Raw genomic sequence first — 18,223 nt, forward strand, 5'->3', positions numbered from 1 at the left:
GAAGTCATGATGAAGAAACTAAAATCAATTAAGTGGCGTAATGTCATTTTGTTCTTATTCGTCATGGTTGGTTTATTGGTATTAGCTCAATCATTTGTTCTACCGGATATGATTGGATGGAATGTTGACCGTGTCAAGCACTATGAGGCAGGCAACGATATTACAATTGTTTATCAGAATGTCTACTCTGACACAGTACCATATGGTACTGTTGCCAACCAGGAAAAATGTAATAAAAACGAAGAGTGTGATGTCGTTTTAACATTCTCTAAAGGAGAAGATGTTTCAAGTCAATCGGAATCTGAGATTAAAGCTTACTTAAATCAGTTAGTGGAAGAACAACTAATTAATCCTAAAGAAATTGTGTATAATGAGCCACAATATTCAAATGATGTGAATCAAGGCTATCCTATCAGTTATGATGCTAATCCTTATGAAGGTATCATTGAAATTACTTTTTCACAAGGGCCAGAAATTCACGTCTATGATGCAACAATGGTAGCAGTTGGTGATATCTTGCTTCATGACACAGTTTATAATGATTTTCGCTTAGAAGAAGATACCTTCGATTTCAGCCCGTTATTGGAAAATGTAAAACCATATATTGAGCCAGCAGATTTTGGGTTTGCCAATCAAGAAACAAATATTGGAGGTGTTGAAGTTGGATTATCTTCTTATCCTAATTTTAACAGTCCTTATGAAATTGCAAGAGATTTAATTAATGTTGGATTCAATATGTTTGCTCGTGCTAATAATCATACGTTAGATAAAGGGGAATCTGGAGTTTTAGCTGCCGAGAAAAATTGGGAAATGTTCGAGGGAATTATTACGGCTGGATCAACTGATTCTAAAGAAAAACGTGATCAGATTTCTGTCATTGAAAAGAACGGAATTAAATTAGCTTTATTGGCCTATTCTTATGGATTTAATGGTTATCGTGTCCCAGACGATAAATCTTATTTAGCGAATGAGTTTGATTATGAACAAGCTGCGATTGATATTGAAAAAGCAAAAAGTGTCTCTGATGTGATTGTCGTTTCGATGCATTGGGGAGTGGAATATTCAAATACTCCAAGTGAAGCACAAATTGAACAAGCTCAATGGCTAGCCGATCAAGGTGTTCATGTGATTATCGGAAGCCATCCTCATGTGTTACAACCGATGGATCGTTTAATTGGGAAAGATGGAAATGAAACAGTTGTTGCTTATTCATTAGGTAATTTTATTTCAGGTCAGGTTGGACTTGAACGCCTAGTAGGTGGTATCATGAAGATTGATATTAAGAAAACAACAATTGGTGATGGGGTCAAAATTGAAATAGGTCAACCTCAGTTTATGCCGACTTATAATTATGCTGAAGCTTCAACTAAAGGTTATCGATTAGTACCATTGATTGACTCTGCACAAGCAGAGTATTTTGAATCTATCAAAGCGTTAATGGAGACTTACTCACCAAATGTCGATGTTGTTGACTATATTACTTATGGTGAATTAGAAAAATAAAGTTTTTAAAAGGTGGTGAAGAGATGCCAAAAGGTGTGGGATCAACAATTGCTCAAAATAAAAAAGCTGGGCATGATTATTTCATCGAAGATACCTTTGAAGCGGGATTAGTTCTTCAGGGAACAGAGATTAAGTCAATTCGCGCGGGGAAAGTTAATTTACGTGATTCATTCGTTCGAATTGAGCGTAATGAGGCTTTTGTTCACAATATGCATATTTCTCATTATGAGCAAGGAAATAGATTTAATCACGATCCACTTCGTACAAGAAAGTTATTACTTCATAAACGTGAAATTGCTCGTTTAATTGGAGTTCAAAAAATGGGAGGATACTCTTTAATCCCATTAAAGTTATACATTAAAGATGGTTATGCGAAGCTATTATTCGGGATTGCTAAAGGTAAGAAAAATTATGATAAGCGCCAAGATTTAAAAGCAAAAGATGCTAATCGTCAAATTGAAAAAGCATTACGTGATCGTCAAAAATATTAATTTTAAAAAGGTAATACATTGGATTCCGATGTATTACCTTTTTTGCTTAGGGATATATTAATGGGTGTTTGTTGCTAATAAAAATAGGATGTGATTTTAATGAAGGAAAAAGTCATTATTATTGGGGCAGGGATTGGAGGATTAGCCACTGCTTTGAGATTATTAAATGCTGGATATGAAGTAGTTATATATGAAAAAGAAGATAAGGTAGGAGGAAGAGTTAATCGTATTCAGGAAAAGGGATATACATTTGATTTAACCGCCACGATTTCTATGATGCCTCAAGAGTTTTATTTGCTTTTTGAAGAGTTAGGATTGAGATTAGAAGACTATATAGAAATAAGCTATCCTAAATCGCTATATTATACCTTTTTTAAAGATGGAACCTATTATGATTTTTCTACTGATTTAATTAAATTAAATAGGCAATTAGAATCTATTTCTACTAAAGATGCAGTAGGCTATTTTCAATTAATGAGTGATATTTATGAGAAATATCAACTTGCTAATCAAGCGTTTTTAAGTCAATCGTGTGATCAAGCTTCATCATTTTTTACATTTAAACATTTAAAAGAAATTTTTAAGTTAGAACCATTGAGTAATGTTTATGATTATGTTTCTAAATTTATTAAGGATGAAAAATTAAAAGAGTATATCTGCTTTCAAACAATGTATATTGGAATGTCGCCCTATGATTGTTCAATTATTTATACTTTATTACCAGGTGTGTCACAATTTTATGGATTACCGCATTTAAAGGGAGGGATGTATCGTCTTGTGGAAGTCATGGAGCAACTGATTAAAGAGTGGGGAGGAATTATTCATACGAATTCACTTGTTGAAAGTTTAGTAATTGAAGATAAATGTGTTTTGGGTATACAGTTATCTGATCGAATTGATAAAGGAGATTATATTATTGCCAATGCACAGGTACCTTATGTGATGCATGAATTACAGTCAATTATACGTCCAAAAGAATATCATTTATCATGTTCTGCTTTTATCTTATACTTAGGACTTAAACAAAGGCTTCCCATGTTAAATATTCATAATATTTATATTAATCAAGCATTTAAAGAAAATATTCAATCTGCTTTTGATGGAAAGTTACCAAAAGAATCCTCTTTTTATTTTTATGTTCCAAGTCGTATGGATGAAGGGATGGCTCCAACTAATGGTGAGGTGATTAATGTTATTATTCGAGTGCCTAACTTAAAGGCACAAAATGTTGAGTGGAATGAGCAGACTATCTTGTTATTAAAAGAACAAATTTATAAAGCTTTAGCTCAGGTAACAAAGATTGAACATTTTAAAGAGTTAGTAGAAGTAGAAAAATACTTAACCCCAGTAGATTTAGCCACACACTTTAATTGTTATGAAGGGATTGCATTTGGATTGAGTCATGATTTAACTCAAACGAATTACTTTAGACCCCACCATCAAAGTGATGATTTAAAGGGATTATATTTTGTAGGTGATTGTACACATCCCGGAACTGGAATTTCCCTCGTTTTAAAATCTGCAAGACAACTTTCTAAACAAATATGTAAGCATATCTGAAAATCATCGAACATATACTTTTTGAGGTAGTGCCTATGATTGATTGTGCATCGTCAGAAATTAAGGGGGGATAATATGTTAAAAACTGAAACACTTAACATTATCGAATTTAATAATGGTCAGCTAAAAAAGCCAGTTTTAATCAGATATACTATTGTCATTAATTCGAATGAATCACAACCTTATGATGAAGATGCCTTGAAATTAATTAGTTTCCTTAAAAGCTTACCGGAACAGTTCGAAACGATTGAGCTATATTATGAGGTTGCTGATGCTAAAATTACACATCTAGTTCGCCAAAGAATTACTGTGAAAGTTAATGGTGAATTATATTCGACTTATGTCTTGGATGATGATTTAGATTTATTTTTTAATCTATTAAGGCTTTTTAAAAATTATGAATATTATGTCGATGGGGATGAACAAAGTGTTAGCCCTATTAGGTTAGCCCAGGCTTTAAAGACCTATCAAATTTAATAATCTCATCAGGAAGAGACTCTAATTGTTCATGAAGGAGTCTCTTTTATACGTCATATTTTTAACATAGCTAGAGGTTTTAAGTTACTATTTAATCATAAATTTAATTATTTTATGAAATTATGGAACAATATACATAAGACAGTCGTCTAATTTAATGTAAACGAAGAAAAGTTTCTAAGTAAAAACGAACTAAATAATGGAGGAAGTTAAAATGAAAAAGATTAAATTATTAATGATGACTTTATTAATCACAGTTTTAGCTGTTGGATGTAGTAAAGGTTCAGAACAAGGTGGAGAAACAGGTGAAACATCACCAAAACAAATCATAACAAAAATTCAAGAAACATTATCAAAAGCTTATGATATGCCTTTAGAAGATGGGGTATTATCTGGATATTTTTTAACTGACATGACAAATGAAGAAGAAATGTTAATGTATGAAGGGATTTTTAATTCAGAAGATATCAAGTCAGGATATATTTTACAGCCTATGATGAATGTTAAGTCTGAATTAATCATTGTTGCAGAAGCTAAAGATGCTGAGTCAACTGAAAATATTAAGGCTTCATATGAAAAAGTTTTATCAGATCAAGATGAAATGTGGTCTCGTTATTTACCAGATCAATATGAGTTAGTAAAAGCAAATAAGATTCAAACTCAAGGAAATTATGTGTTATACGTAACAAGTGAACAAGTGGAAGAAATTGTTAAGGTTTTCGAAGAGCAAGTAAAATAATAAATAAAGAAAAGTAGATTGGGTTTTGCTCAATCTTCTTTTTATATAATAGGAGAGGAGATGAGAATCATTGGTTTTTAGTAGTTTAGTTTTCTTATTTGTTTTTTTACCTTTAACATTAGTCTTATACTTTATTGTTCCACGTAACTGTCGTAATTTTATTTTATTAATAGTGAGCCTCATCTTTTATGCTTGGGGAGAACCTATCTATATTTTATTAATGTTATTTTCTACGGTGGTGGACTTTATTCATGGATTATTGGTTGAATATTATGCTGATCAACCAAAGAAAGCAAAGCGGGTTGTTTTATCATCAGTATTTATTAACTTAGGATTGCTTATGTTTTTTAAATACTCAGGCTTTATTATTTCTAATATTAATCAATTATTAGGGGCACAGTTTAATATTCCTTCTATTGCTCTACCAATTGGAATTTCCTTTTATACATTTCAGACAATGTCGTATACTATCGATATTTTTAGAAAGGATGCACCAGCGCAGCGAAATATTATTAGCTTAGGCGCCTATGTGACGATGTTTCCACAGTTAATTGCAGGACCGATTGTTCGATATCAGACTGTTGCCGATCAATTAAACAATCGAGTAGAGACTCAAGCCCGATTTGCTGATGGGGTTCAACGATTTATCATTGGACTTGGAAAGAAGGTTTTGTTAGCAAATAATATTGGTTTGTTGTGGGATCAAATTTCATCAACAGAGACGTCAAATCTTTCAGTTTTAACGTCGTGGCTTGGTGTGATTGCCTTTGGACTTCAAATTTATTTCGACTTTAGTGGCTATTCAGATATGGCTATTGGACTTGGAAAGATGTTTGGATTTGAACTATTAGAAAATTTTAATTATCCGTATATTTCACAAAGTATTACTGAGTTTTGGCGTCGTTGGCATATTTCCCTTGGTACATGGTTTAGAGATTATGTTTATATCCCATTAGGTGGCAATCGAAAAGGGAAGTGGCGCACTTATTTTAATGTCTTTATTGTTTGGTTTTTAACTGGATTATGGCATGGCGCAAGTTGGAATTTTGTTTTATGGGGACTTTACTTTGGTGTGATTATTACGCTTGAAAAAGCCTTTTTAATGAAGTGGTTAAATCAGTTTCCAACAATCATCCGACATATTTATACGTTATTTTTATTACTGATCGGTTGGGGGTTATTTGCATTTGATAACTTTACACACTTAAAGGCCTATTTCAAGGTCATGTTTAGCCTAGAAGATGTCGCACTGTATAATCAAACGACACTTTACTATTTCACCTCAAATATGATTTTATTGATTATTTTAGTTATTGCTTCAACTCCATTATTAAAAGTGATTTATTATAAATTAATTCGCTCTAAATACTCTTCGGTTATTGAATTAATTATTATTCCAATGGCATGTCTCTTAATTTTAACTCTTTCCACAGCATATTTAGTAGATTCATCGTATAATCCATTTTTATATTTTAGGTTTTAAAGGAGGTAGGTGAGATGGAAGCTATAAAAAATAAAGTTATGATTAGCATATTTTTAATCTTTATTTTTGGTTTATCAATCGCAAACGTGGTTGATAAAGATCGTGAGATTTCTGAAACTGAAAATCGCCCCCTTCAACAGTTCCCACAGTTTTCTTTTGAAAGCTTATTATCGGGAAGCTATACACAGAAGTTTGATAAGTATATGACTGATCAATTTGTCATGAAGGATGAGTGGGTTGGACTAAAGTCTGATATGGAACGTTTATTACAAAAGGGTGAGAATAATGGAGTTTACTTTGGAAAGGATGGTTATTTATTAGAAGCTTTTAAGCAGGAGGGTTCATACTTTGAAAAGAATTTACAAGCGATTAATATCTTTCATGATAAGATGCCTAACTTAAACACAACGGCTCTTTTAGTTCCTACTGCGGTGAAAATATATGAGGATAAGCTTCCTTTATTTGCTCCAACGTTTGATCAAGCCAGGATGTTAGAAACCGCAAAAAATGAGTTAACCATTGACTTTATGAATGCATATAATGTGTTAAATGAGCATAGAAATGAGTATATCTATTATAAAACCGATCATCATTGGACAACCCTAGGTGCTTATTATGTGTATCAACAACTCATGAATGAGTGGGGAATGACCCCTTATTTAGATTATCGAGTTGAAACAGTGTCAACTGAGTTTTACGGAACATATTACTCAAAAGCTAATAATCATCATTTAAAACCTGATACAATTCAGCTTTATATTCCAAACGATGAAGTTGAGTTCTCCGTTACTTGGGATACTCAAAATGAAGTTTTAGATGGATTGTACAACTATGATTACTTAAACCAGAAAGATAAGTATTCAATGTTTATCAATGGTAATCATCCATTGACTATTGTAAAAAGTAGTATAAAAAATGGAAAGAAACTCATTGTTTTTAAAGATTCATATGCTCATAACTTTATTCCATTTCTAGCGATGAACTTTGAAGAAATCCATCTTATTGATTTAAGATACTTTAATATGAATCCATACGAGTATATTCGTGAACATGATTTTGATCGTGCTTTGTTTTTATATAACTTATCAACATTCGGAACGGATTCTACTTTTGTTAAATTAAAAGCCTTTAAGTAGTAATTTTAAGTTCGTTAATAAAAAGGGTGATTCAGTATAGGGAATCACCCTTTTAGTTATTTCTTAGCACTTTGTTTTTTTCTTAAATAGTTTTCTAGCATACTAACACCTTGGTACATAATGAGTGTAAAGATAGCTAAAACGAATACTCCCATCATAACAATATCAAGTTTGAAGACTTGTCCACCATAAACAATTAAGTAACCAATTCCGGCACGTGAGGCGATAAATTCCCCAACAATCACCCCAACCCAAGTCATCCCAATGTTAATTTTAAGAAGATTAATCATATTGATACCGTTAGCAGGAAGAACGAGTTTAGTTAGAATTTGCCACTTGTTTGCACCAAAACTTTTCATTAATCTGATCTTTTCTTCGTCAACAGTTGTAAAGTAATTATAAGCAGACATAATGGTAACTGTAATTGAAGTAATTACGGCAATCACAACAATCCCTTTTACACTGGCCCCAACCCAAACAATTAGAATAGGAGCAAGGGCAGTTTTAGGAAGAGCGTTTAAGACAACGAGAAATGGATCAAGAACCTTTGCTAATTTGTCAGACCACCAGAGACAAATGGCAATAAATAGTCCACCAAGTGTCCCTATTATTAATCCAACGAGTGTTTCATATAATGAGATTCCTAAGTGTCTAAAGATTTCTCCATTCTCGATATACTTAATTAGTAAGTTCCAAATAGCTGATGGTTTACTAAAAAAGAAGTCATCGATAAATCCGTAGCTCGCTAAAAGCTCCCATAAGATTAAAAAACCAATACAAAATAAGACTTGAAGCAAGTGAATGTGCCACGCTTCTTTTTTTATTCCTTTTAAATAATTAAGATATCCAGGAGATCCTTTAAATTCTTTCTTCATCATTTTGCAACTCCTTCCAGAACAAGTCGAAGTAATCTTTAAATTCAGGAGCTAATCTTGCTGTTAAAGGTGTTTTATCCCCTTCAAGGGTTAAAGTAATTTTGTGGACGCTTTGTATCGTTGTTGGACGATGACTTAGAACAGCAACTGTATCGGCTAAAGAAATGGCTTCTGAAATATCATGTGTCACTAAGATTGCTGTTTTATTTTCATTTTTAATAATTTTATAAATATCATCGGTCACAATTAGACGTGTCTGATAATCCAGACCAGAAAATGATTCGTCTAACAATAGGATGTCTGGATTTAACGCAAGTGTCCGAATTAAAGCAACCCGCTGCTTCATTCCTCCCGAAAGTTCTCTTGGAAAGTTGTTTCTAAAATCCCATAAGTCATAAATCTCTAATAGTCGTTTAATTTCTTCCTGTGCTTCATTGGTTAATTTATGTTGAATTTCAAGTCCTAATGTGATGTTTTTCATGATAGTCCGCCATTCGAATAAATGATCCTTTTGAAACATATATCCGATTTTTTTTCCATGAGTATCAACTGAACCTTGAGTTGGTTCAAGTAAACCAGAAATGATATTTAAGATCGTTGATTTCCCGCATCCTGAAGGTCCAAGTAAAACTAAGATTTCTCCTTCTTCCACAGAGAAATTAATATCTTTAAGAATTTGTCGTTCTTCATCTAATGAATAAAAATCCTTATACACATGATTCATATCCAATATCGTTGACATATAAAGCCACCTCCATTTTGCGTATATGTCATACTATATAATATTAATCTACTAAGAAACTGTACCTAATGCCGGTAAAATAAAAAGATTTAGCTCTGTATAGTAAGAACTAAATCTTTTACTAAATTATTATTTTATGTTGGCAATAGCATTTTCAGCGTAGCTCGTATCCACGATTGCTTCATAAGGTGCACGATTATCTAATTGTCCTGCAAGTTGCATAATGTCCATTAAGTTATTAAGACTCTCTTCTGCTAAAACAGGATCCTCAGCCCAAGCGTCAATTGAACGATAACGTTCAACTACAGTGACCAAATCTTTTAGTTCCATATCAGGGAAAAATTCATGAATTGATTCGGCGATTTCTTCACTTGTATGAGAGGCTACCCATTGTTGACCTTTATAAATAGCGTTAGTAAAAGCCTGGATTGTGTCGCTGTTTGCCTCGATATAAGACGTAGTTGCACTATAGCAAGTGTAAGGAATGTTATCAGTTTGTTCACCGATTGAAGCAACGATATAACCTTTACCTTGTTGCTCCATTGTTGTAGCTAATGGTTCAAATAAAGTAACGTATTCAGCATCAAGACCTGTAAATGCACCTGCCATAGCATCAAATGAAATATCTGTACGAACATTGACTTCTGCCGTTTCATCATCCGGACGTGCATCAAGACCGTTTGCTTTAAGCACATATTCAAGTGTCATTTCGGGAACGCCACCTTTACGTCCACCGATAATTTCAGAACCGGATAAATCACTAAATTTAAAATCAGGATTTGGATTTTTGGAAACTAGGAAACTACCGTCTCGTTGAGTCACTTGAGCAAAGTTAATCGGTTGATCTTTTCCGCCTTCATTATAAACATAAATAGTAGCTTCAGGCCCCATAAATCCAACTTGTACTTCACCAGAAATTAGAGCTGCCATTGCTTTATCTGCCCCGCCAGCATTGATTAATTCAATTTCAAGTCCTTCTTCTTCGAAGAATCCTTCGCTAATAGCGACATAATGTGGAGCATAGAAAACAGAATGAGTGACTTCGGCTACTTTTATTTTTGTTAATTCTTCCGATGATTGCTGACACCCAACTAGAACACCAGTGAATAAAAACACTAAACTAAAAAATGTAAACAAGCGTTTAAAACTTTTCATAGGAAACCTCCTTATCGCCGAATTATTAATTCTCGGTCTAAGATATCCTATTACTTTTAGGCGAAAGTGTGAGTCTTGAAAAAGAGTTAATAAAATTTTTTGCTAACCTCATAATAATCGAGATATTGGACATAATTGTAAGAGAAAGTGGTATTAGTTAACAGAATTCGACAGGAGTTGATGAATATCTTAATTTTTCACCGGAATTTCATTGACTTAAACTAACATTATTCTTTAGAATACTAAATGAATGCAAAAAAATCTATCATGCAAAAAAACAATAAAATTTTAAACGTATCCCTATAAAATGAGTCGTAAAAGGATGCATAATTTTTGGAGGTTAGTTCGATGGAAGTAAGATTAGAGGGCATTACGAAAAGCTTTGGCGATTTTACAGCAGTTAACAATTTGAATGTTACAATTGAAGATGGTACACTGGCAGGACTTTTAGGACCATCTGGGTGTGGGAAATCTACAACACTTTATATGATCGCGGGATTAGAAAAACCAACAAGTGGTCGTATTTATTTTGGTGATGAAGATGTTACAGATTTACCAGCTGAAAAACGTGGAATTGGTTTAGTATTCCAAAACTATGCTTTATATCCACACATGACAGTACGTCAAAATATTATGTTCCCATTAGAGAATGCCAAAGTTCCTAAAGCTGAAGCATTAAAGATTGCACAGGAAATGGCTGATTTAGTACAAATCGGACATTTAATGGATCGTAAGCCAGGAGAGTTATCTGGTGGACAACAACAACGTGTTGCTATTGCTCGTGCTATTGCAAAAAAACCACGCGTTTTACTATTAGATGAGCCATTATCTAACTTAGATGCTCGCTTACGTTTAGAAACACGTGAAGAAATTCGTCGTATCCAACAAGAAACAGGAATCACGACTATCTTCGTAACACACGATCAAGAAGAAGCAATGAGTATTACAGATGCCATTGTTTTAATGAAAGATGGAGTATTACAGCAAAAAGAAGCTCCACAAGAAATGTATCGTAAACCAGCTAACCAATTCGTGGCATCGTTTATGGGAACACCACCTATGGGATTCATGAATGGAAAAGTTGAAAATGGAAAGGTATTCATTGGATCGTCAATCTTAGGAGACGCTGAAGTAGCTAATGGAGATGTAGTTGTCGGAGTTCGTCCAGAATCATGGCGCCTATCACAAGAAGAAGGAATTAATGCAACAGTGAAAATGGTAGAAGTTATTGGACGCGATAAGTTAATGACAGTTGACATCGAGGGACAAAGTGTCCGTTGCTTAATTGATTCTGATAATGAAGTTAATGTTTCAGATGTTGTAAAATTAACTGTGAAACCACAAGCAATCCATGTATTTGATACAACTTCAGGTCATCGTTTAGGGTAGGTGGAAATTATGAAAAATAAAACCAATCTATCAAATGCGACTAAAACTACGATTAAACAAAATTTCTTAGGGTATTTATATTTATTACCAACTTTAGTCATTACTTTGATTTTCGTAGTTTATCCATTAATAATGTCATTCCGTATGGGATTCTATGAAAAATATAACTATTATACAGATGAAGGAACTGGATTCGGATTATCAACCTTCAAGTTTGTATTATCTGATCCAAACTTCCAAAAAGCATTATTGAATACTTTTTTAATTGTTGTTATTGCCGTACCAGTATCAATGGTTATTGCATTGGCTATTGCTTTATTATTAAATTCTGGGATTAAGGCAAGTAAGTTCTTCCAAGCGATTTATTTCTTACCTTATGTCACATCAGTAATTGCAATTGGGATTGTATGGAGTTGGCTATTCCATAGTGATTTTGGTTATATTAATCAATTTTTAAGTATGTTTGGTATAGAGCCTATTCAATGGCTAAATGATCCAAACATGGCGATTTGGGCATTAATTATCTTTAATATTTGGAGTGGACTAGCATTTAAAATCGTTATTTTCCTATCAGGTTTACAAAATATCGATCCACAATATTATAAAGCGGCTCAAATCGATGGGACACCAAAATGGAAAGTGTTCACTCGTATTACCTTACCTTTATTATCACCAACAGTATTCTTCTTAACGATTACATCAGTTATCGGAAGTTTTAAAGTTTACAATGAAGTATTCGCTTTATTCGGTGGGAAGCCAGGACCTGCTAACAGCTGTATGACCGTTGTATATTACATTTATGACATGTTCTACGGATCATCTCAAGTTCATAAAGCAGCCGCTGCATCTATCATCTTATTTGTGATTATTTTAATTATCACAGGAATTCAGATGTTAGTAAGTAAAAAATTAGTTCATTATAAATAGGGAGTGTGCTCAATGGAAAGTAATACAAAAAAGGTTACATCAGTATGGGCTAAAGTGTTAATTTACGTTGCGCTATCACTTGGAGCAATTATTATGCTTTTCCCATTTATTTTCATGATTTTAACGTCTTTAAAAACTTATTCAGAATCAATCGCTGTGCCACCAAAGTTATTACCAAATGTGGCTCAGTTTGAAAACTATAAAATAGCAATGGAGATGGCTCCATTTGATATTTATTTCAAAAATACAGTTATTTCAGCTGTTGGAAATACAGTTTTAACATTATTTGTTACGATCTTTGCAGCTTTTGCATTTACTCGTTATAAATTCTATGGAAGTAATACAATCTTTACGTTATTGTTAGCAACAATGATGGTACCAGGTGAAATGTTAATTATTCAAAACTATCAAACGGTATCAGCTTTTGGATGGATTGATACGTTCCAAGGATTAATTATTCCTTATATTGCAAATGTCTTTTATATCTTCTTATTAAGACAATATTTTATGCAAATTCCGGAACAGCTATATAAAGCAGCGAAGATTGATGGATGTAGTGATTGGAAATACTTATGGAAAATCATGATTCCAAATACCATTAGTGCGATTGTAACAATTGCAATTTTAAACTTCATTGCAAGTTGGAATGCATTCTTATGGCCATTATTAATTACAAATAATGATAAAATGCGTGTCTTAACTATTGGATTAACTCACTTTACGAATGAATCTGGTTCACAAGTTCATTTACAAATGGCAGCAGCGACAATTATCATTATTCCAGTTGTCATCATTTATTTATTCTTACAGAAATATATCATTAGTGGAGTTACTCGTGGAGGATTAAAAGGGTAATGATATGCTAAGAAAAAAAGAGCTAATAGCGGGTATTAAAGGAAATAATCCTTTTATACATACATAATTCAATGCTAATTGAATAGGAGGACTAAAAAGTGAAGAAATTAATGACATCTTTATCACTTGTTGCTGGTGTAACAACATTAGCAGCTTGTTCAAGTGATAAAAAAGAACAGGCACCATCATCAACTGAGATTGTAACAACAATTGAAAGTCCTGTAACAATCGAATTTTGGCATGCTATGGCAGGAACAAATCAAGAAGCTGTTGATGCGTTAGTAAATCAGTTCAATACAACAATTGGGGCTGATAAAGGAATTACTGTTAAACCTGTATATCAAGGTCAATACACAGATTTAAAAACGAAAACAACAGCTGCTTTAAAATCAGGTTCAGCTCCAGCTATTGCTCAAGCATATCCTGACTGGGTTGCTGAGTATTTACAATCAGGAAATGTAGTAGAATTAGATCCTTATATCTTAAATGAAGAAGTTGGAATTAATGATTTTGATGATATCATTAAATCTTATCGTGATGAAAATAGCCAATATGAAGGTGGAAAGTTCTACTCTTTACCATTCAATAAATCAACAGAAGTTCTATACTACAATAAAACATTCTTTGATCAAAATAACTTAACAGTACCAACAACTTGGGATGAGGTAGAAGAAGTTTCTGCTAAAATCAAAGAATTAACTGGAAAAACTGCATTTGGTATTGATGCACCAGCAAACTACTTCATTACAATGGTACAACAATTCGGTGGACAGTATACAAACTCTAATGGAGACATCTTATTCGCTGAAGATGGAGCTAAATACGCGATTGAAGCTTTAGAGTTATTAAAACGTAATGCTGATGCTGGTTACTGGCGTTTACCAGGTGAAGATAAATATCTTTCAGGACCATTCATGAGTGAATTGCTTTATATGTACACTGGATCATCTGCTGGATACTCACATATTGCAACAGCTGACTTTGAAGTTGGTATTGCTCCAATTCCTCAAATCTCTAAAGAAACAGGTGCGGTTATCCAACAAGGTACAAATGTTGTTGTTTTCAATCAAAATAAATCACAAGAAGAGGTTTATGCAGCATATGAGTTTGCTAAATTCTTATCTTCATATGAAGGAAACTTAGCATTTGCAACAGCAACTTCTTATTTACCAATTCGTGAATCAGTTATTGCTTCTGATGCATATCAAAAATACGTAGCTGAATCTAATGATCAAACAAAAGTAGTTGGACCAGAACAAGCTGATTATTACTTCTATGATCCTTCATTCTTCAAAGATACATATTCTTCATACAATGTTCGTACAGCAGCTGAAAAAGCTGTTGAAGCGGTTGTATTAAGTGGAGTATCTCCAGAACAAGCGATTCAAGAAGCTGTTAACTCTTTGAAATAATTACTATTTTTAATGCACAAAATAGAGGTGGACTTCTACCTCTATTTTTCTTTATAATTTAAAATAAGGAGGATTAAAACTATGACAATTCAACAACAAATTATTAAGAAAATTGAAGAATTTGATACAATTATTATTCATCGTCATGTTATTCCTGATGGAGATGCATATGGTTCATCATTTGGATTAGCGGAATTAATTCGCACAAGTTTTCCAGAAAAAAAGGTATATGTAGTTGGTGAAGAATTAGATTACCTAAAATATGTAGGGACAACAGATAAGATTGAAGATTCAGTTTATGAGGGTTCATTAGTTATTATTACTGATACATCAAATGCAGCACGCATTTCAGATGAACGTTGGAAGTTAGGAGCATTTAAGATTAAGATTGACCATCATCCATTCTCAGATGAATATGCAGATATTGAATGGATTGATACATCATATACATCAACTTGTGAGATGATTACAAGCTTATTAATTGAAAATAATTTAGAAATTAATGATAATGGGGCACGTTGCCTATTTAATGGAATTGTTTCGGATACAGGGCGCTTCTTATTCCGTGGAGTAAGTGAGCAAACTTTACGTTATGCAGCACAACTATTAAAATATGATTTTGATATGATTGACTTATATTCAAATATGTACACACAATCTAAGTCGATGGTACGTTTTAAAGGGTATGCTTTATTAAACTTTGAAGAAACAGATAAGGGTGTTGGTTATCTTAAATTAACAGATGAAAAATTAAGAGAACTTAATATAGATGAAAATTCAGCTTCTTCACAAGTTAATACACTAGCGAATATTGAGGGAATAAAAATTTGGGCATTCTTTGTAGAAGATAAAGAAAATAATGATATTCGAGTAAATTTACGTTCGAGTGGAGCTGCTGTAAATGAGGTTGCAAAAAAATATGGTGGAGGTGGCCATGTTCAAGCCGCTGGTGCTCGTGTAAATAGTTGGGATATGATTGATCAAATGATTCAAGACTTAGATGAATTGGCAAAAAAACATTAAGGAATGATAAAATGAAGATTTTAATTACAAATGATGATGGTATTAAAGCTCCAGGAATTCATACATTAGCACAAATTGTTTCTAATTATGGTGAGGTTTATATTGTAGCTCCACATACTAATAATAGTGCTGTTGGTCATGGAATCACAATGCGTCGCCCATTAAAGTCTTATCCTGATTCGATTAAAGGAGCTACTTTAGCGATTGGTGTAGATGGTACGCCTGCTGATTGTGTAAAGTATGCTTTAGCACATTTAAAAATAAAGCCTGATTTAATTTTATCAGGAATTAATGATGAGCGAAATGTGGGGACAGATGTTTTATATTCTGGAACGGTCTCAGGTGCTATTGAAGCTAATTTATGTGGTTATCCTGCCATGGCAATTTCAACAACTAACTCAAATTTTGATATTGTGAAGTCATATTTTCCAGCCATTTTTGAAAAGTTATTATCACAAACATTATTAACAGATACGACAATTAATATTAATTTTCCCTCATTAGAAGAACCTAAAGGGATCAAAGTTGCAACTGTTGGTATTAGTCGTTATGATGAGTGTTATGTCGAAGAACAAGGAGGACATCGTTTATCAGGTCCATTAATCGATATTGATCAACCAGAAGAGACTGATGTTAAATCGATTAAGAATGGTTATATTACGATTACACCATTAAAATTTAAATTATATGATGACGATAAAATTTTTGAATTAAGTAAGTTATTTTAATAAAAAAATTGTAAGCGGGTAATAATAACACGTATAGAAAAAAGAAGACCTCACCTGTAGACTGAAAGTACAGATGAGGTCTCTTTTCTTTTAGATTCCTTTACAATATTCTTGAACATTTTTTGCCCATGGTAAAAAGTCCTCCAAGAGCTTTGGTTTCATTAAAAACTCAACATTTGGTAGGTGTTCAAATAAATAAGTTAAATACTTATAGACATTTAAGCCATGTTCCTTAGCCGTTTCGATGACGCTATAAATGATCGTATTGGCTTCAGCCCCTGATAAGCTTGTTGAAAATAAGTAATTTTTCCGTCCAATCACCACGGTTTTGATGGCACGTTCGGCACGATTATTCGATACTTCTAATCGTCCATCTTTCAAAAATGCCATCAGTTCTTTCTTTTGATTTAAAACATAGTGAACCGCAGTTTGTAACTTACCTTTCATGGGAATGAAGCTCCCTAGAAAGTCATAAAAAGCTTCGATCACTGGCTTGACCTGTAACTGACGTTGCTCATAACGCTCCTCAGGCGATAATTCCTGGAGTTCTCGTTCAATCTTAAAAATTTGGTTACAGTAGTCAATGGCTTGTTTTGCTTTCCCATTCTTCCCTGGCACATCCTTGAACTTGCGACGGGCATGCGCCCAACATCCCACTAATTCAATATTCGGTAAGTTCTTATATCCGGAATAACCATCACAATGCAGGTAGCCTTTAAATCCATCGAGTAATTGTTCAGCGACGACTCTTGCACGAGTTAAATCTGCGTGATAATAAACGATGGGTGTTTCGCATTCTTTACCTGTTTGAATTAACCAGATTCGTGCTTGAGAGGTTGGGTCACGTCCATCCGTTCGATTTAACACTTGATAGTGTGTTTCATCGGCATGAAGAACTTCTTCTTTTACTAAGATTTTGGCGAAATAATCGTAAAGTGGGCGTAACCAATCATTGGCGACTTTGATCATCCAGTTCGCCATGGTGCGTCGACTTAATTCTAAACCATACGTCTTCCATTCTTTCTCTTGACGATAAAGGGGGAGGCTTAATTCATACTTTTGATGAATCATCCAGGCTAGAACACTAGGCCCAGCTAAGCTCCTTTGGATCGGTCCTTTAGGGACTTCAGCACATTGAATGGGCTGTGGTTCATAGAAATCATCATGACAATCACACTTATAAGCGTGTGAATAGTACACTTTTTTATATAACTTGGCTGGGATAAAACAAACCTCTTCACGAATAATTTTCTTTCCTATCGGTTTCATCTTTTCACCACAAGACTCACATTGGCAAGCTTCATCGTGTAACTCACAGTGAACTTCTTCAATCGGTAAATCTTTGGTTAACTCGGCTTTACGACCGGATACCTTACGTCGACGATACGTGATTTCTTCTGTGGGTTCAGTCTTTGTTTCGTGGTTTTCTAAATGAGGATCCTCAAAAAGTGAGAGTTGATTGGGATCAACTTTAGTTTTCTCGCTTGAGGATCCAAAAAGCTTTTTTGTTAGAAATTCTACTTGTTCCGTTAATTGTTGAATTTTTAGAGTCTGCTCAGTGATTTGTTGATCTTGTTGAGTGATTCGTTGAGTTTGTTGATCCAGTTTTTTTAATAAGTTCTGATTTTCTTTGATTAGTTTTGATTCAAACGTACTCAACGGTGCCACCTCTTTTTCTAAATGATTCATGTTAGGCTTAGTATGCCCAAAAGTAGATAGAAAATACAG

The 18,223-nt window shown here is 33.5% G+C and carries 17 protein-coding genes; 13 read left to right on the forward strand and 4 right to left on the reverse strand.

The features are described from left to right. Positions 1–6 precede the first annotated feature (6 nt). The 7 genes from J0J69_RS10655 to J0J69_RS10685 all read left to right on the forward strand — a co-directional run bounded on the left by J0J69_RS10655 (position 7) and on the right by J0J69_RS10685 (position 7,389). The gene (locus J0J69_RS10655) at positions 7–1,503 is read left to right on the forward strand and encodes a CapA family protein (protein WP_212724414.1); all 1,497 of its coding nucleotides are present in this window, start codon (positions 7–9) and stop codon (positions 1,501–1,503) included. A gap of 23 nt (positions 1,504–1,526) precedes the next feature. Then, on the forward strand, positions 1,527–1,994 hold the full coding sequence (gene smpB / locus J0J69_RS10660; protein WP_055241956.1) for an SsrA-binding protein SmpB: 468 nt from the start codon (positions 1,527–1,529) through the stop codon (positions 1,992–1,994). A gap of 99 nt (positions 1,995–2,093) precedes the next feature. After that, the gene (locus J0J69_RS10665; RefSeq protein ID WP_237252709.1) at positions 2,094–3,554 is read left to right on the forward strand and encodes a phytoene desaturase family protein; all 1,461 of its coding nucleotides are present in this window, start codon (positions 2,094–2,096) and stop codon (positions 3,552–3,554) included. A gap of 75 nt (positions 3,555–3,629) precedes the next feature. After that, positions 3,630–4,031, forward strand: coding sequence for a hypothetical protein (locus J0J69_RS10670; RefSeq protein WP_212724412.1), 402 nt, complete (start codon positions 3,630–3,632; stop codon positions 4,029–4,031). Between the two features lie 214 nt (positions 4,032–4,245). After that, complete coding sequence (locus tag J0J69_RS10675; RefSeq protein ID WP_068759335.1) at positions 4,246–4,770, forward strand: DUF4358 domain-containing protein; 525 nt, start codon at positions 4,246–4,248, stop codon at positions 4,768–4,770. 70 nt (positions 4,771–4,840) lie between these two features. Continuing rightward, the gene (locus J0J69_RS10680; protein WP_212724411.1) at positions 4,841–6,253 is read left to right on the forward strand and encodes an MBOAT family O-acyltransferase; all 1,413 of its coding nucleotides are present in this window, start codon (positions 4,841–4,843) and stop codon (positions 6,251–6,253) included. A 14-nt stretch (positions 6,254–6,267) separates the two neighbouring features. Next, on the forward strand, positions 6,268–7,389 hold the full coding sequence (locus J0J69_RS10685; protein ID WP_212726074.1) for a DHHW family protein: 1,122 nt from the start codon (positions 6,268–6,270) through the stop codon (positions 7,387–7,389). 56 nt (positions 7,390–7,445) lie between these two features. Here J0J69_RS10685 and J0J69_RS10690 read toward each other — a convergent pair whose 3' ends face one another. The 3 genes from J0J69_RS10690 to J0J69_RS10700 form a co-directional block, all read right to left on the reverse strand. Continuing rightward, the gene (locus tag J0J69_RS10690) at positions 7,446–8,264 is read right to left on the reverse strand and encodes an ABC transporter permease (RefSeq protein ID WP_082411216.1); all 819 of its coding nucleotides are present in this window, start codon (positions 8,262–8,264) and stop codon (positions 7,446–7,448) included. After that, a complete protein-coding gene (locus J0J69_RS10695; RefSeq protein WP_055241940.1) occupies positions 8,248–9,006 on the reverse strand; it encodes an ABC transporter ATP-binding protein in 759 nt (252 codons plus the stop codon). The genes J0J69_RS10690 and J0J69_RS10695 overlap by 17 nt, the downstream gene beginning before the upstream one ends. Before the next feature lie 129 nt (positions 9,007–9,135). Then, complete coding sequence (locus J0J69_RS10700; RefSeq protein ID WP_055304845.1) at positions 9,136–10,161, reverse strand: ABC transporter substrate-binding protein; 1,026 nt, start codon at positions 10,159–10,161, stop codon at positions 9,136–9,138. Positions 10,162–10,509: 348 nt separating this feature from the next. On the opposite strand from J0J69_RS10700, the gene J0J69_RS10705 reads away from it, so the two are divergent. From J0J69_RS10705 to surE, 6 genes are all read left to right on the forward strand, one after another. Beyond that, entirely contained in the window at positions 10,510–11,550 is a 1,041-nt protein-coding gene (locus J0J69_RS10705) for an ABC transporter ATP-binding protein (protein ID WP_055304847.1), read from the forward strand. 9 nt (positions 11,551–11,559) lie between these two features. Then, positions 11,560–12,477 (forward strand): carbohydrate ABC transporter permease, encoded by a 918-nt coding sequence (locus tag J0J69_RS10710; RefSeq protein ID WP_055276051.1) that lies wholly within the window; start codon positions 11,560–11,562, stop codon positions 12,475–12,477. A gap of 12 nt (positions 12,478–12,489) precedes the next feature. Continuing rightward, a complete protein-coding gene (locus tag J0J69_RS10715) occupies positions 12,490–13,332 on the forward strand; it encodes a carbohydrate ABC transporter permease (RefSeq protein ID WP_055241931.1) in 843 nt (280 codons plus the stop codon). Between the two features lie 98 nt (positions 13,333–13,430). Further along, positions 13,431–14,744: an ABC transporter substrate-binding protein gene (locus J0J69_RS10720; RefSeq protein ID WP_055241930.1), complete on the forward strand. Its 1,314-nt coding sequence runs from the start codon at positions 13,431–13,433 to the stop codon at positions 14,742–14,744. 81 nt (positions 14,745–14,825) lie between these two features. Beyond that, a complete protein-coding gene (locus J0J69_RS10725; RefSeq protein ID WP_055241928.1) occupies positions 14,826–15,767 on the forward strand; it encodes a DHH family phosphoesterase in 942 nt (313 codons plus the stop codon). Positions 15,768–15,778: 11 nt separating this feature from the next. Beyond that, complete coding sequence (gene surE, locus J0J69_RS10730; protein WP_212726075.1) at positions 15,779–16,495, forward strand: 5'/3'-nucleotidase SurE; 717 nt, start codon at positions 15,779–15,781, stop codon at positions 16,493–16,495. 90 nt (positions 16,496–16,585) lie between these two features. Here surE and tnpC read toward each other — a convergent pair whose 3' ends face one another. Then, positions 16,586–18,184, reverse strand: a complete 1,599-nt coding sequence (gene tnpC / locus J0J69_RS10735) for an IS66 family transposase (RefSeq protein ID WP_256637870.1) — start codon at positions 18,182–18,184, stop codon at positions 16,586–16,588. Between the last annotated feature and the right edge of the window lie 39 nt (positions 18,185–18,223).

This window comes from Turicibacter bilis (assembly GCF_024499055.1).
GTDB lineage: Bacteria > Bacillota_I > Bacilli_A > MOL361 > Turicibacteraceae > Turicibacter > Turicibacter bilis.